The following is a 13514-nucleotide window of genomic DNA, read 5'->3' as shown; positions in this document are numbered from 1 at the left end:
ACGAGTTGTCGCGGCGCACGAAGGAGATGCGCAGGCGCGGCCCTTCGGCTCCATCCTCCTGGAGGCTAGGACGGCCCCCGCCACCGAACATCCCTCAGCCTGGTAGGAGATCGCCGGGCCCGAACCGCCCGCTACCAGGGCGAGGGATGTGCGCCGGATCCGGCGGTCTCTACGGTGGGCGGCGACGACGACCCAAGGAGCGGAATGTCCACGCGTGAACCCCCCCTCGCCTCACCGTGGATACGGCGGTACGCGCCCGCGCCCGAGGCGCCGGTCCGGCTGGTGTGCCTGCCGCACGCGGGCGGCTCGGCGACCTTCTACAGCGGTCTGGCCCGGAGGCTGGCCCCGGACATCGACGTCCTCGCCGTCCAGTATCCCGGACGCCTGGAGCGCCGGGCGGATCCCCCGATGAAGGACTTGGCCGCACTCGCCGAAGCGCTCGTCACCGAGCTGACACCCTGGACGGGCCGTACCTTCGCCCTCTTCGGGCACAGCCTGGGCGCGATGGTGGCCTTCGAGACGGGCCGCCGGCTGGAAGCCATGGGCCGTCCCCCGGTCGCCCTGTTCGTGTCGGGACGCGGTGCGCCGTCCCGACACAGGCGGGAGTTCGGCCCACGGCTGGACGATGCCACCCTGCTCCAGCAGATGCGCAGGCTGGGCGGCACAGACCCGCGCGTCCTCGCCGACGAGGAGCTGATGCGGCTCGCCCTGCCGGTCATGCGCGCGGACTACCAGATGGTGGAGGACTATCACTACGTGCCGGGCCCGCCCCTGGGATGCCCCGTGACCGCACTCAACGGCCTGACCGACCCCAAGGTCTCGCCCTCGGGCGTCGATGCCTGGCGCGACCACACGACGGCCTCATTCGACTCTCTCACCTTCCCTGGCGGCCACTTCTATCTCGTGGACCGGCACGAAGAGGTGACGACCGCGCTCACCGAGCGGCTGTCCCGGCTCACCGAGTCACTGAGGCCCTGACCCGACGCGAGAAGCCGGAGGGCGACGAGTCGGCCGCCGACAGGTTTCCGGAGTTCCGGCCGCACCGCGCGCAGGTGCGGCTCCTCGGCACGGACGACCAGGGCCTGTCCGGCGGATCAGGTCGGCTGCGACGTACGACGCTTCCTGCTGGATCACGACGACAAGTAAAGGTCGGTGCGTAGAGCATGGCCATCGATTGCGCCATAGGAATCCACGATCTGTCATTTGCAACAACCGAGTTCGTCCTGCCGCACACGGCACTCGCCGATCACAACGGCACCGAGATCGGCAAATACCATCTGGGCATCGGTCAGCAGTCGATGAGCGTGCCCGCCGCCGACGAGGACATCGTGACCATGGGCGCGGCCGCCGCCGCACCGATCATCGCCCGGCATGGCACCGATCGGATCCGTACGGTCGTGTTCGCGACGGAGTCGTCGATCGACCAGGCGAAGTCGGCCGGTGTGTACGTCCATTCGCTGCTCGGACTGCCCTCGGCCACCAGGGTCGTCGAACTGAAGCAAGCCTGCTACGGGGCGACGGCGGCCCTGCAGTTCGCCATCGGCCTCGTGCTGCGTGACCCCGTACAGCGGATCCTCGTGATCGCGAGCGACATCTCCAAGTACGACCTGGACAGCCCGGGCGAGCCGACCCAGGGCGCGGCGGCGGTGGCCATGCTGGTCGGCTCGGATCCGTCGCTGGTCCGCATCGAGGAACCGTCGGGTCTGTTCACCGCGGACGTCATGGACTTCTGGCGGCCGAACTACCGTGACGCCGCGCTGGTCGACGGGCAGGAGTCCATCACCGCATATCTGCAGGCGGTGGAAAGCACCTGGAAGGACTACACGGAGCAGGGCGGCCGTTCGCTCGACGAGTTCGCCGCGTTCTGCTATCACCAGCCGTTCACGAAGATGGCCTACAAGGCCCACCGTCACCTGCTGAACACCTGCGGGTACGACACCGACGAGACTCGGCTCAAGCGAGCCATCGGGCGAACCACGGCCTACAACAGCGTCATCGGCAACAGTTACACCGCGTCCGCGTACCTTGGCCTCGCCGCACTGCTCGACCAGACGGACGACCTGGCCGGCCGGTCCATCGGTTTTCTCAGCTACGGGTCCGGCAGTGTCGCCGAGTTCTTCGCCGGGACCACCGTCTCCGGCTACCGGGAGCACCTGCGGACCAGGGCGCACCACGAGGCGATAGACCGGCGCCGGCCGCTCGACTACGCCGCCTACCGCGAGCTGCACGGGCGGTCCTTCCCGGCCGACGGCGGCGACCACCCCACTCCGTCACAGACCACCGGGCCCTTCCGGCTGGCAGCACTCCGCGGCCACAAGCGCATCTACGAGAGGCGCTAGGAGGGTTGATCACGGCCGCCGGGGCCGCGCTCTCCGCACACCACGCTCGCTGCCGAGCCCGTTCGTCGTCACCCGCTGACCCCGGTCAAGGACGCCGGTCCCCAACTGGTCTCCAAGAATGGACAAGGGCCGGTTTCGGATACCTCCGAAACCGGCCCTCACCTGCGACTGTCTCCAGTCGGGACGACAGGATTTGAACCTGCGACCCCTTGACCCCCAGTCAAGTGCGCTACCAAGCTGCGCCACGTCCCGGTGCCCGTCTGACCTGGGGTTTCCCCTGGCCGAACGTGCAGAGAAACCATACCGCACTCGCGTCGGTGATCGCGCACCCCTTTCCCGCTCCTCACCCCCTGGGCGGATCGGGCAGCCCCAGCTCGGGGTACGCGTCGAGCAGCCCGGACGGCGCCGCCTGCCGCCAGGAGTCGGCGAGGATGTCCCGCAGTTCGCCCTCGTCCTCGATCGCGGCGAGGCGGGCGCGCACCCACGCGAACTGTGCCTCGTGGTCGGCGATCCAGAACTTCCCCGGCTCGGCCAGCACCAGCTCGTCGCGCTCCTCCTTGGGGCAGCGCACGGCGATGGACGTCTCGTCCTCGGGCAGCGTGGCGAACATCTTGCCCGCGACCCGGAACGTGGGCATGCTCCAGGCGATCTTCTCCGTGGTGTCCGGCAGGGACAGGGCGATACGGCGTACGTCTTCGGCGTCCGGCATGACAGGCACCGTAGCGGTCGGCACTGACAATCACCTGGTCAAAGTGGTCGGTCCGAGCCGCTTGTAGTACAGGGTCGTCGGCCGCAGCACCCCGGCGGGATCGGCCGCGTAGTCGGGGATGATGCCTGCCCGGGTCCAGCCGGCCGAGCCGTACAGACGCTCGGCGGGGCTGTCCGTCTCGGTGTCCAGGTGGAGCAGGGTGATACCGGCCGCGCGGGCGGCCTGCTCCGCGGTGTCGAGGAGCCGCCGCCCGAGGCCCTGACCGCGCGCGTCCCGGTGCACCATCAGCTTGACCAGCTCCGCGCGGTGGCGGGAGTTGGGTTTGTCGGGGAAGGCGAGGCTGACGGTGCCGACGACGCGGTGACCGTCGTACGCCGCCCACACCGCCAGGTGTCCCGCGGCCACCGCGGCCACACGCTCCTTCCACCAGGCGACGGCCGCCGCACGGTCCATCGGTGCGAGGAACCCGATGGAGGCGCCACCCTCCACGGTGCCGACCAGAAGGCCGGCCAACTCCTCCACGGAGGACGACAGTCGGGCCTCGTCCAGGCGGGTGACGATCACGGCAGGACCACCGCCAGCACATACCGCGCCGCGTCGGGGCCCGCGCACCGGAACCGTGTCGGTCCCCACACCCGCAGGCGCAGACAGTCCCCGGTGCCGAGGTGGTGGCCGACGTCCTGGGCGGTGACGTCGAGCGCGCCCTCCAGGACCCAGATGTGCTGCTCCAGGCCGGGTACGGGCGGCCGGTCGTAGGCGATGTCGGCACCGGCGGCGAGCCTCCCCTCGACGAGTTCGCCGCGCAGCCCTGGGTGCGGCGGCGACACGGACCGCCGTACGAACCCGGAGGCGCGGTCCTCCCACACCGGCTGCTCGGCGCCGCGCACCAGCGGTGGGGGCTCCGCCTCGGCCTCGACCTCACTGAGCAGCTGGGACATGGTCCGCCCGTACACCCCGCACAACCGGTTCAGGAGCGAGGCGGTGGGGCTGATCTCGGCCCGCTCGGCGCGGGAGAGTGTGGACCTGCTGACTCCGCTGCGCTCGGCCAACTCGCCCAGGGACCAGCCGTGTTCGGCACGCAGCTCGGCGAGCCGGACGCCCAGGCGGGTGTCGACGGGGTCGGGCTCGGGTTCATCGCGTCTCACATTCGGGAAGCTATCCCACATACGAGAAACCGCGCCAGTCCCTATGCCCCGGCAATGGCTCCGAGCGCGTCCAGCACCGGACGGATCAGGGGATGTTCCTCCGCTCCCCGCCGTACGGCCGCGAAGACCCTGCGCGTCGGGGCGACCCCGTCGACCGGCCGCACGACCACTCCGGTCAGGTCCATCCCGATCAGGGCCGAACGCGGCACCAACGCCACTCCCGCGTCCGCCGACGCCAATGCGACCACGGCGCGGAAGTCGTCCGAGGAGTGCTCCAGGCGCGGCTGGAATCCGGCGTTCTCACACGCCAGGACCACGACGTCGTGGCAGGGGTTGCCCGGGTAGGGGCCGATCCACGGGTCCTTGGCCAGCTCGGCCAGCGGCACCTCGCCCGCGTCGGCCAGCCGGTGGCTCACCGGCACGACCGCGTCGAAGGGCTCGGCGTACAGCGGCACGTGCGCCAGGCGGGGGTCGTCGGCGGGCGGCGCCCCGCGGTACTCCACCGCGACCGCCACGTCGACCTGCCGGTCCAGGACCATCGGGAGGCTGGCGTCGCCCTCGGCGTCCTGGACGCGGAGGTGGATGCCCGGGGCCGTCGAGGCGAGGCGGGCCACCGCGGGCGCCACGACCAGGGCGATCCCGGTCGCGAAGGAGGCGACGGTGACCGTGCCGGCCGCACCCGAGCTGTAGGCGGCCAGCTCGGCCTCCGCCCGCTCCAGCTGGGCCAGGACGGCGTTGGTGTGGCTGAGCAGGATCTCGCCGGCCGGAGTCAGCCGCACACCCTTCGCGCCGCGCTCGACGAGCCGGTGGCCGGTCTCCTGCTCCAGGGCCGTGAGCTGCTGAGAGACCGCGGAGGGGGTGAGATACAGCGCGGCGGCAGCCGCCGTGACCGTGCGGTGGTCGGCCACCGCACGGAGGATGTGGAGCCGCCGTGCTTCGATCATGGGATCGATTATCGCAATACGTCCGGACTACGGAGCGCCCGAGAAGCCGGTCAGCTCGGCCCTGGCCGCGACGAAGGCGTCGACCGCGCGGTTCACGTCCTCGGTGGAGTGGGCCGCCGAGAGTTGCACCCTGATGCGCGCCTGCCCCTGGGGAACCACCGGGTACGAGAAGCCGATCACGTACACGCCCCGCTCCAGGAGCAGCTCCGCGAGGCGCCCCGCCTTCGCGGCGTCCCCGATCATCACGGGCGCGATGGCGTGATCGCCGGGCAGGACGTCGAAGCCCTCCTCCGTCATCCGGCGCCGGAACAGCGCGGTGTTCTCCCGCAGCCGCACCCGCAGGTCGTCCGCCGACTCCAGCAGGTCGAGGACCTTCAGGGAGGCCGCGGCGATCACCGGGGCGAGCGTGTTGGAGAAGAGATACGGCCGTGAGCGCTGGCGCAGGAGCGCGACGATCTCGGCGCGGGCGGCCACGTATCCGCCGGAGGCACCGCCGAGCGCCTTGCCGAGCGTGCCCGTGATGATGTCGACACGGTCCATGACGCCGTGCAGTTCGGGGGTGCCGCGGCCACCGGGGCCCACGAAGCCGACGGCGTGCGAGTCGTCGACCATGACCATGGCGTCGTAGCGGTCGGCGAGGTCGCAGATGTCCTTCAAGGGCGCGAGGTAACCGTCCATGGAGAAGACGCCGTCGGTGACGACCAGCTTCCGGCGGGCCCCCGACGCCTCCTTCAACTGCCGCTCCAGATCAGCGAGATCACGGTTGGCGTAGCGGAAGCGGCGGGCCTTCGACAGCCGGATGCCGTCGATGATGGACGCGTGGTTCAGGGCGTCCGAGATCACCGCGTCCTCGGGGCCCAGCAGGGTCTCGAAGACACCGCCGTTGGCGTCGAAGCAGGAGGAGTACAGGATCGTGTCCTCCTGGCCGAGGAAGGCCGACAGCCGCGCCTCCAGCTCCTTGTGGACCTCCTGCGTACCGCAGATGAAGCGGACCGAGGCCATGCCGTAGCCCCAGCGGTCCAGGGCCTCGTGCGCGGCGGCGATCACCTCGGGGTGGTCGGCGAGGCCGAGGTAGTTATTGGCGCAGAAGTTGAGGACCTCGCCGGGGCGGCCGCCCGCGGAGACGTTCACGGCCCGGGACTGCGGGGTGTCGATCACGCGCTCGGGCTTGTGCAGTCCGGCGGCGCGGATCTCGTCGAGGGTGGCGCGCAGGTCGTCGCGCACGGAGTCGAACATCGTCAATCCCTAAGTCGGTTGGTCCGGTCGAGTCAGTTGGTCCAGTCGAGGATGACCTTGCCGCCGCGGCCGCTCGCCGCGTCGGCGAACGCCGCCTCGAAGTCGCGGTAGCCGTACCGGCCGGTGATCACGGGGGCGAGGTCGAGGCCGCCCTCCAGGAGGACCGACATCGCGTACCAGGTCTCGAACATCTCGCGCCCGTAGATGCCCTTGATGGTGATCATCGAGGTGACGATCCGGGCCCAGTCGACCGGGAACTCCGCGGCCGGCAGTCCCAGCATGGCGATCCGGCCGCCGTGCGTCATGTTGGCGATCATGTCGCGCAGGGCCTCCGGACGACCGGACATCTCCAGGCCGATGTCGAAGCCCTCACGCAGTCCCAACTCCCGCTGGCCGTCGGCGATCCGGGCCTGCGACACGTTCAGCGCGAGGCTCACCCCGATCTTGCGGGCCAGTTCCAGCCGCTCCTCGCTGACGTCGGTGACGACGACGTTGCGGGCACCCGCGTGCCGGGCCACCGCCGCCGCCATCAGCCCGATCGGCCCGGCACCGGTGATCAGCACGTCCTCGCCGACCAGCGGGAAGGACAGCGCGGTGTGCACGGCGTTGCCGAACGGGTCGAAGATCGCCGCCACATCGAGGTCCACGGGGACGCGGTGCACCCACACATTGGCCGCGGGCAGCACGACGTACTCCGCGAAGGCCCCGTCCCGGCCGACGCCGAGTCCGACCGTGGCCCGGCACAGGTGCCGTCGCCCGGCGAGGCAGTTGCGGCACTTGCCGCAGACGAGGTGCCCCTCACCGCTCACCCGGTCCCCGACCCGGATCTCCGGGACGTCGCGCCCGGTCTCCACGACCTCGCCGACGAACTCGTGTCCGAGCACGAGCGGGGTCCGGATCGCCTGCTGGGCCCAGCCGTCCCAGGACCGGATGTGCAGATCGGTGCCGCAGATGCCGGTGCGCAGCACCTTGATCAGTACGTCACCGGGGCCGACGGCCGGCTCCGGGACGTCCGCGAGCCACAGCCCGGGCTCGGCCTTCTCCTTGACCAGCGCCTTCACGGTACGGCTCCTGTGGGTGCGAGGGGTGGAAACGCCCAGCAATCTGCCGTACGGCACCGTCCCGGTCCATCGAGGATTTCTTAAGCGGTGCCACAGCTCCGCTTCACACCCGCTGCGGGCCCTGGTCGAGGCGGGAGACCTGGTAGTGGCTGATGTACCAGTCGTCCTCCACCCGGGTCACGAGCACCGCGAGCTTGACCGCGAGCGGCGGTCGGTCGGTGAACGTGAAGTCGACGTCCAGGTAGCCCATGACGAGGTCGTCGGCGGGGCGCCGCATCTCGAGGATGCGGTACTCCGCCTTCAGGCCGAGCGGCTGGGAGTCGTAGTACTCGGCGACACCCTGCCGTCCGACGCTGTAGGGGTGCAGTCCCTGGAACACCGCGTCCTCGGTGAAGAGGGCGGCCACGCGCTCCGGTAGGTGGGCGTCGACACCGGCCTTCCACCGGTCGAGGACGTCGTTCAGGATCGCCTTGTCGTCCGTCGAGCTGACCATGTCCACTCCTGGGTCGTTGAATTGACGGTGCGTCAGTGACCGGCGCTCATGCCGCCGTCGACGTGCAAGGTCTCGCCGGTGACGAACGGCGCCGCCTCCAGGAAGAGCACAGCGTCCACGATGTCGCTCATCTCGCCCATCCGTCCGACCGGGTGCAGGGCGGCGAGGAACTCGTGGGTCTCCTCCGCGTGCATGGGGGTCTTGATGGTGCCGGGCGACACGGCGTTGACGCGGATGCCACGGGTGGCGTACTCGATGGCGAGGGACTTGGTGGCGGACTGCACACCGCCCTTGGTCAACGAGGCCAGCACGGACGGGACCCTGGAGTCCGCGTTGTCGACCAGGCTGGTGGTGATGTTGACGATGTGGCCCCCGCCCTGAGCCAGCAGGTGCGGTACGGCCCGCTGGGTGAGGTGGAAGACGCCGGCGAGGTTGATGCCGGTCACGGTGGCGTAGTCCTCGGCGGTGTACTCGGTGAACGGCTTGGCGACGAAGACGCCCGCGTTGTTGACCACGGTGTCGATGCGGCCGAACCGCTCCACGGCGGCCTCGACGACGCGCCCCGCGGTGGCCGGGTCGGCGATGTCGCCCTGGACGGTGAGGACGTCCGCGTCGTCGACGGGTGCGATGGTGCGAGAGGTGGCGACGACTGCGTGGCCGAGCTTGCGGTAACCCTCGACGAGGGCCGCGCCGATGCCTTGCGAGGCGCCGGTGATGATCGCGACTTTCTGGCTCTGCGTGCTCATGGTGACCTTCTTCGAGTCGTGACCGGTACTAGCCGACCGGTCGACTATTTGGAAGGTAGGTCCGTCCACGAGGTGACGGAAGGATCGGCTTCCTCCGGTCTGGAAGGCACTGCCTCCCAGCGCAGGTCAGCCGGGAATCGCGTACGGATCGTCGGCGGGCAGCCAGGCGTCCGGGGCGTGGATGCCGAGGTCGCCGACACCCTCGCACAGCGCGTCGACGACGGCCAGGACACCGGCGCGCTCCTCCTTCTCGCGCCACACCAGGGACCAGGTCCAGTAGACCTTCGGTCCGGTGATCTCGCGGCGGACGAGGTCGGGCGGGAGCGGACTGGTCTGCCCCTTGGGCGAGTTGAGGACGGGGCGGGTGCAGCGGCGCACGTGGTCGAAGAACGCGGGGCCGGTGATCGCGCCGTCGGAGATGCGTACGGGACGGGCCCCGGTCGCCTGCGCGAGCTCTTCGGCGTACACGTTCCAGGCGGCCCAGGCGGTGAGATCGTCGTCGACGAGCACGTGGACGTCCCGGGCCGCCACGTCGGGAGCGTCGCTGCTGTCGCCGCCCCTGGCGACGGCGTAGAGCCGGTCGGCGCCGATCAGCCGGGCCCGCAGCCCTTGCCTGTCTGCTGCGGCTGCTGGCCGGCATGGCGAGCGCCCTGGTGTTCGTCGTCGCGGCCGGATCCCTCCTGCACCACCTGTGGGACCACCCGCCGCAGCTGGCCGGCTGGGCGTTCGGCGGGGTGGGCGGCGGCATCGCGCTGTCCGGCCTGCTGGTCCTGGTGCTGCGGTCCGTCGCCGACTGGCGCACCGCCTGGTGGGCCGCCGCGGTACTGGCCACGCTGCTCGCGGCCGCCTCGTGGAATCTACGGCCGCAGGAGTCGCCCGTCGGCGCCCCGGGCCGGAGCGGCGCGAGGCCCCGCACGCACCGCTGGTTCGCTGCGCTGTTCGTCAGCTACACGTTGGAGGGCGTCGGCTACATCGTCGCCGGGACCTTCCTGGTCGCCGCCATCGGACAGGAGTCGCCCGGCCGGGTGGGCAGCGGCGCCTGGGTGCTCGTGGGCCTGGCCGCCGTGCCCTCCTCGGCGCTGTGGGGCCGGCTGGGCCGCCGGTGGTCACGCCCCGGACTGCTGCTCACGGCGCTCGTGATCCAGGCGGCCGGCATCGCGCTGCCCGCCCTGGTCGGCGGTACGGCCGCGGCTCTCGGCTCGGCGGTGCTGTTCGGCGCCACGTTCCTCGGCGTCAGCTCGCTCGCCCTGGCCGTCGGAGCGCACCTGCGGTTCCCCCGCTCGGTCGCCCTGCTGACCGCCGGGTACTCGGTCGGACAGATCCTGGGCCCGCTGGTCGTCGCCCCGCTGCTCCACGACGGCTACCACCGGGCCCTCCTGCTCGCCGCCCTCGTGGTCCTGGTCGCGGCCGCTGCGGCCGCCATGCTGCGGATCGGTTTCCCGCACCACATGGTCGTAAGAGGACACGCAGCGCCCGAGCAGCAGCGAGAATCGACCGAGGACGCCGGCCCGCCGAGGCCGGCCCCTGAGCACTCACCGCCGCACCCGGCCAACTGACACGGAGCCGCTGATGACCACCGCACGGGACCTCGCGATCGTCGTCCTCGATGTGGCCGCCGACAAGCCGGTGGAGCAGGGAGATCTCTCGCTCGTTCTCGCGGGAGCCGAGGTGCTCGACCTCCTCGACGCCCGCGCCCTCGCCCTGGACGGCGACCGCATCCTGCCCCAGGCCCCGTCCCCCACGGGCGACCGTCTGCTGGACGAGGCCGCCGAGGCGCTCGTACGGCAGGAGCCGTACGAGTCGGTCGAGGACTGGCTGTGGCGCCGGGGCCGCGGGCTGTCCGCGGCCTACGTCGACGACCTGGAGCGGGCCGGGCTGACGGCCCGCTCACGGGGCCGCCGGATCCCGCTGCGGACCGGGCGGGCGGAACTGGTGGACTCGGCTGCCAGGCGGCAGGCCGAGGATCGCCGGACGGCGGGCGAACCCGTCCTCGCCGCTCTGGTGTCCGCCGCCGGCATCGGTGATGAACCGGCCGGGGAGCTCACCGACGAAGCGGCCACCGTGCTGGCCGCGGTCGGGGACGCGGTGATGGAACTGGAGGCCGTACGCCAGCGGAGGGTCATCGAGGACGCCGCGTTCGACAACGTCTGGCGCGGTTACTAGGAGCCCGCGGCCCCGAGCAGGGCTCGGCAGTTGTCCCACAGGGGGCTCAGGCGCTGGGGGCTGTTGTAGAGCTTGGCGAACATCACCTGGCCCTCCAGTTGGGCCACCACCGCCCGCGCCGCCTCCCGTGGATCCGAGACGGTGACGTCGCCGCGGTCCCGGGCCTCGGCAACGACCGCCTCGACCATGTCGACCTGCGCGTCGAAGATCTCCTGCAGCCGTCCGCGCACCGGCTCGGCGTGGTTGCTCAGCTCCAGAGTCAGGTTCCCGAACAGACAGCCCGAGACCGTGCCACAGCCCTCCTGGACGGCACGCTGACCGGCCTCGGTCTGCTCGAAGAGCCCGCGCAGCCGCTGCAGGGGGTCCACGTCCGTGCCCAACACGGTTTCCCACTCCCGCCGTTGGGCCGCCCAGTGCTCGTCGACGACGGCGAGCGCGAGGGCCTCCTTCGACTCGAAGAAGTAGTAGAAACTGCCCTTCGGCACCCCGGCCGCCTTGCAGATCTCGGCCACGCCCAGCGCCGAATAGCCGCGCCCCTCGATGAGCGAGCCCGCGGCACCGAGGATCTTCTGCCTGGCGTCACTGATACGTCCCACACTCCGAGTCTACGTGGGTAGTGGACCGGTCGGCTGGTGCTGTGACCGTCCCGCCCGTCACAGCACCGGGAGCCCGTCGGCCTCCCGTCGTTCCAGCCGCGCGACCAGTTCCGCCGCGGACGACTTGATGGTGTCCAGGCCGGACCTCCCCCAGGTCCGCGGCTGCACGTCCGCCGCGCACACCGTGCCGAGGACCATCCCCGTGGAGTCGATGAGCGGAGCGCCCAGATAGGAACGGATGCCGAACTCGTCGACCACCGGGTTGCCCGCGAACCGCGGGTAGTCACGGACGTCCTCCAGCACCAGCGCCTTGCGGCGGGCGACCACATGGGGGCAGAACCCATGGTCGCGCGCCATATAGCGGCCCACTTCCGGCTTGGCCTCCTCGCCGGCCGCCGGCGGCCGGGCCGCGGGAATTCTCAGACCGGCGAAGAACTGCCGGTTCTCGCCAAGGAAGTTGACCATCGCGTACGGCGCCCCCGTGCACTCGGCGAGCCGCTCGGCGAAGGCGTCGAGCACCGGCTCCGGATGCAGCCCGAGCCCGAGCAGGCGCAGCCGGCGCGTCCGGTCCGGGGCCTCCTTGTCCTCCGGTGTGAGCAGCAGTCGACCGGCCGGGCGCGGTGGGTCGTAGCTCATGGGCGGCCGTCGCTGTGGACGTCGGTCATATGCGGCTCCGTAGCGGTGTGTGCGGGGGTCACATGTGGGCGCCATGGCTCGGCGCGGGTGCCGGGCTGTGGGCGATGAGATGCCGTACGAGGGTGAGCAGGGTCTGCACGCCGGAACTGGAGATCCGGGCGTCGCAGCGCACGATCGGGATCTCCGGCGGGAGGTCGATGGCGGCACGGACCTCCTCGGGGTCGTAGCGGTACCCCCCGTCGAACTCGTTGATCGCGACGATGAATCCGAGGCCGCGCTGCTCGAAGAAGTCCACGGCCGCGAAGCAGTCCTCCAGTCTGCGGGTGTCGGCGAGGATCACCGCGCCCAGCGCGCCCTCGGAGAGTTCGTCCCACATGAACCAGAACCGCTCCTGGCCGGGCGTGCCGAACAGGTAGAGGACGTGTTCCGGGTCGAGGGTGATCCTTCCGAAGTCCATGGCCACCGTCGTCTCGACCTTGTTCTCGATGCCGTCGAGACTGTCGGTCGCGGCGCTGACCGTGGTGAGCAGTTCCTCCGTGCTGAGGGGAGCGATCTCGCTGACCGCGCCCACGAAGGTCGTCTTGCCTACCCCGAACCCTCCCGCCACCAGGATCTTCAGTGCGGTGGGAAAGGGGTCAGAGCTGTCGTCGTAGTCCATCGAGCACTGCCTCCAGAAGAGCCCGGTCAGTCGGGTTGTGGGTGAACTCGGGGGGCTTGGTGGTCAGCGCCCCGCAGTCGACGAGGTCGGACAGCAGCACCTTGGTGACCACCGCCGGCAGCTTGAGATGGGCGGCGACCTCGGCGACCGAGACGGGCGCGCGGCACAGGTCGAGCGCCTGCGCGTGCTCGGGGCCGAGGTAGCCGATGGGGGTGGCACCGGTGGCCATCACATGCGAAAGGAGATCGAACGCGATGGACGGCCGGGTGCGGCCGTTGCTGACCGTGAAGGGCCGCACCAGCCGCCCGGCCGCGTCGTCGAGCCAGGGCCCGTCGCCGGCCGCCGCCACGCTCAAGGCCTCATCGCCGGGGATTCGACGGCGTGCCGCCGGGGCGCGGTCACCAGGTAGGGGCGCACGCTCTTGACGAGCATCGCCATCTCGTAGCCGAGCACGGCGGCGTCGGCCTCGCGTCCCGCCAGGACGGCGAGACAGGTGCCGGAGCCGGCGGTGGTCACGAACAGCAGCGTCGAGTCGAGTTCGACGACGACCTGGCGGACGTCTCCGCCGTCACCGAAGCGGACGCCCGCGCTGCGGCCGAGGGAGTAGAGGCCGGAGGCCAGGGCCGCCATGTGGTCGGCGCTGTCCACGTCGAGGCCGTGGACCGACTTCACGAGCCCGTCGCAGGACAGCAGGACCGCGCTGCTGGTGTGCGGCACGCGCTGCACGAGGCCGCTCATCAGCCAGTCGAGATCGGATACATGGCCGGTCGGCGCTTCGCTCGCCATGG

General features: G+C 71.0%; 16 protein-coding genes, 1 tRNA gene and 2 pseudogenes. 4 read left to right on the top strand and 15 right to left on the bottom strand.

Going from position 1 to position 13514, the window contains the following annotated elements; translation table 11 throughout:
* Positions 1-204 precede the first annotated feature (204 nt).
* Positions 205-978: a thioesterase II family protein gene (locus ACIRP7_RS24085; protein WP_403663058.1), complete on the top strand. Its 774-nt coding sequence runs from the start codon at positions 205-207 to the stop codon at positions 976-978.
* Positions 979-1163: 185 nt separating this feature from the next.
* Positions 1164-2339 (top strand): hydroxymethylglutaryl-CoA synthase, encoded by a 1176-nt coding sequence (locus tag ACIRP7_RS24080; protein WP_403663055.1) that lies wholly within the window; start codon positions 1164-1166, stop codon positions 2337-2339.
* 178 nt (positions 2340-2517) lie between these two features.
* On the opposite strand, the gene ACIRP7_RS24075 is transcribed toward ACIRP7_RS24080, so the two are convergent.
* From ACIRP7_RS24075 to ACIRP7_RS24030, 10 genes and pseudogenes are all read right to left on the bottom strand, one after another.
* Positions 2518-2591, bottom strand: a tRNA-Pro gene (locus ACIRP7_RS24075).
* Between the two features lie 91 nt (positions 2592-2682).
* A complete protein-coding gene (locus ACIRP7_RS24070) occupies positions 2683-3048 on the bottom strand; it encodes an MmcQ/YjbR family DNA-binding protein (protein ID WP_403663052.1) in 366 nt (121 codons plus the stop codon).
* 30 nt (positions 3049-3078) lie between these two features.
* On the bottom strand, positions 3079-3612 hold the full coding sequence (locus ACIRP7_RS24065; RefSeq protein WP_403663049.1) for a GNAT family N-acetyltransferase: 534 nt from the start codon (positions 3610-3612) through the stop codon (positions 3079-3081).
* Positions 3609-4214 (bottom strand): helix-turn-helix domain-containing protein, encoded by a 606-nt coding sequence (locus ACIRP7_RS24060; protein ID WP_403663046.1) that lies wholly within the window; start codon positions 4212-4214, stop codon positions 3609-3611. Before ACIRP7_RS24060 ends, ACIRP7_RS24065 begins: the two co-directional genes overlap by 4 nt.
* Positions 4215-4234: 20 nt before the next feature.
* A complete protein-coding gene (locus ACIRP7_RS24055; RefSeq protein ID WP_403663043.1) occupies positions 4235-5137 on the bottom strand; it encodes a LysR family transcriptional regulator in 903 nt (300 codons plus the stop codon).
* A gap of 27 nt (positions 5138-5164) precedes the next feature.
* Positions 5165-6373 (bottom strand): glycine C-acetyltransferase, encoded by a 1209-nt coding sequence (locus tag ACIRP7_RS24050; protein ID WP_403663040.1) that lies wholly within the window; start codon positions 6371-6373, stop codon positions 5165-5167.
* 32 nt (positions 6374-6405) lie between these two features.
* Positions 6406-7434 (bottom strand): L-threonine 3-dehydrogenase, encoded by a 1029-nt coding sequence (tdh, locus tag ACIRP7_RS24045; RefSeq protein ID WP_403663037.1) that lies wholly within the window; start codon positions 7432-7434, stop codon positions 6406-6408.
* Between the two features lie 103 nt (positions 7435-7537).
* Entirely contained in the window at positions 7538-7927 is a 390-nt protein-coding gene (locus ACIRP7_RS24040) for a YybH family protein (RefSeq protein ID WP_403663034.1), read from the bottom strand.
* Between the two features lie 32 nt (positions 7928-7959).
* Positions 7960-8673: an SDR family NAD(P)-dependent oxidoreductase gene (locus ACIRP7_RS24035; RefSeq protein ID WP_403663031.1), complete on the bottom strand. Its 714-nt coding sequence runs from the start codon at positions 8671-8673 to the stop codon at positions 7960-7962.
* A gap of 126 nt (positions 8674-8799) precedes the next feature.
* A pseudogene (locus ACIRP7_RS24030) lies at positions 8800-9288 on the bottom strand (LysR family transcriptional regulator); the annotation flags it as partial.
* Positions 9289-9290: 2 nt separating this feature from the next.
* Between ACIRP7_RS24030 and ACIRP7_RS24025 the strand changes: the two are divergent.
* Positions 9291-10229 (top strand): annotated as a pseudogene (locus tag ACIRP7_RS24025) (YbfB/YjiJ family MFS transporter); the annotation flags it as partial.
* 13 nt (positions 10230-10242) lie between these two features.
* Positions 10243-10836, top strand: a complete 594-nt coding sequence (locus tag ACIRP7_RS24020) for a GPP34 family phosphoprotein (protein WP_403663028.1) — start codon at positions 10243-10245, stop codon at positions 10834-10836.
* On the opposite strand, the gene ACIRP7_RS24015 is transcribed toward ACIRP7_RS24020, so the two are convergent.
* Genes ACIRP7_RS24015 through ACIRP7_RS23995 form a run of 5 tightly spaced genes read right to left on the bottom strand, consistent with a single transcriptional unit; the run spans position 10833 to position 13512 of the window.
* Positions 10833-11432, bottom strand: coding sequence for a TetR/AcrR family transcriptional regulator (locus ACIRP7_RS24015; RefSeq protein WP_403663025.1), 600 nt, complete (start codon positions 11430-11432; stop codon positions 10833-10835). The two genes, ACIRP7_RS24020 and ACIRP7_RS24015, sit on opposite strands and share 4 nt — an antisense overlap.
* Positions 11433-11489: 57 nt before the next feature.
* On the bottom strand, positions 11490-12068 hold the full coding sequence (locus ACIRP7_RS24010) for a GAF domain-containing protein (protein WP_403663022.1): 579 nt from the start codon (positions 12066-12068) through the stop codon (positions 11490-11492).
* Between the two features lie 58 nt (positions 12069-12126).
* Positions 12127-12726, bottom strand: a complete 600-nt coding sequence (locus tag ACIRP7_RS24005) for an ATP/GTP-binding protein (RefSeq protein WP_007386183.1) — start codon at positions 12724-12726, stop codon at positions 12127-12129.
* A complete protein-coding gene (locus ACIRP7_RS24000) occupies positions 12704-13075 on the bottom strand; it encodes a DUF742 domain-containing protein (RefSeq protein ID WP_037716095.1) in 372 nt (123 codons plus the stop codon). Before ACIRP7_RS24000 ends, ACIRP7_RS24005 begins: the two co-directional genes overlap by 23 nt.
* Before the next feature lie 2 nt (positions 13076-13077).
* The gene (locus ACIRP7_RS23995; protein ID WP_403663019.1) at positions 13078-13512 is read right to left on the bottom strand and encodes a roadblock/LC7 domain-containing protein; all 435 of its coding nucleotides are present in this window, start codon (positions 13510-13512) and stop codon (positions 13078-13080) included.
* Positions 13513-13514 lie beyond the last annotated feature (2 nt).

The sequence above is a fragment of the Streptomyces sp. NPDC102270 genome, assembly GCF_044766405.1.
Classification (GTDB): domain Bacteria; phylum Actinomycetota; class Actinomycetes; order Streptomycetales; family Streptomycetaceae; genus Streptomyces.
This window is presented reverse-complemented; position numbering and strand designations above follow the sequence as displayed.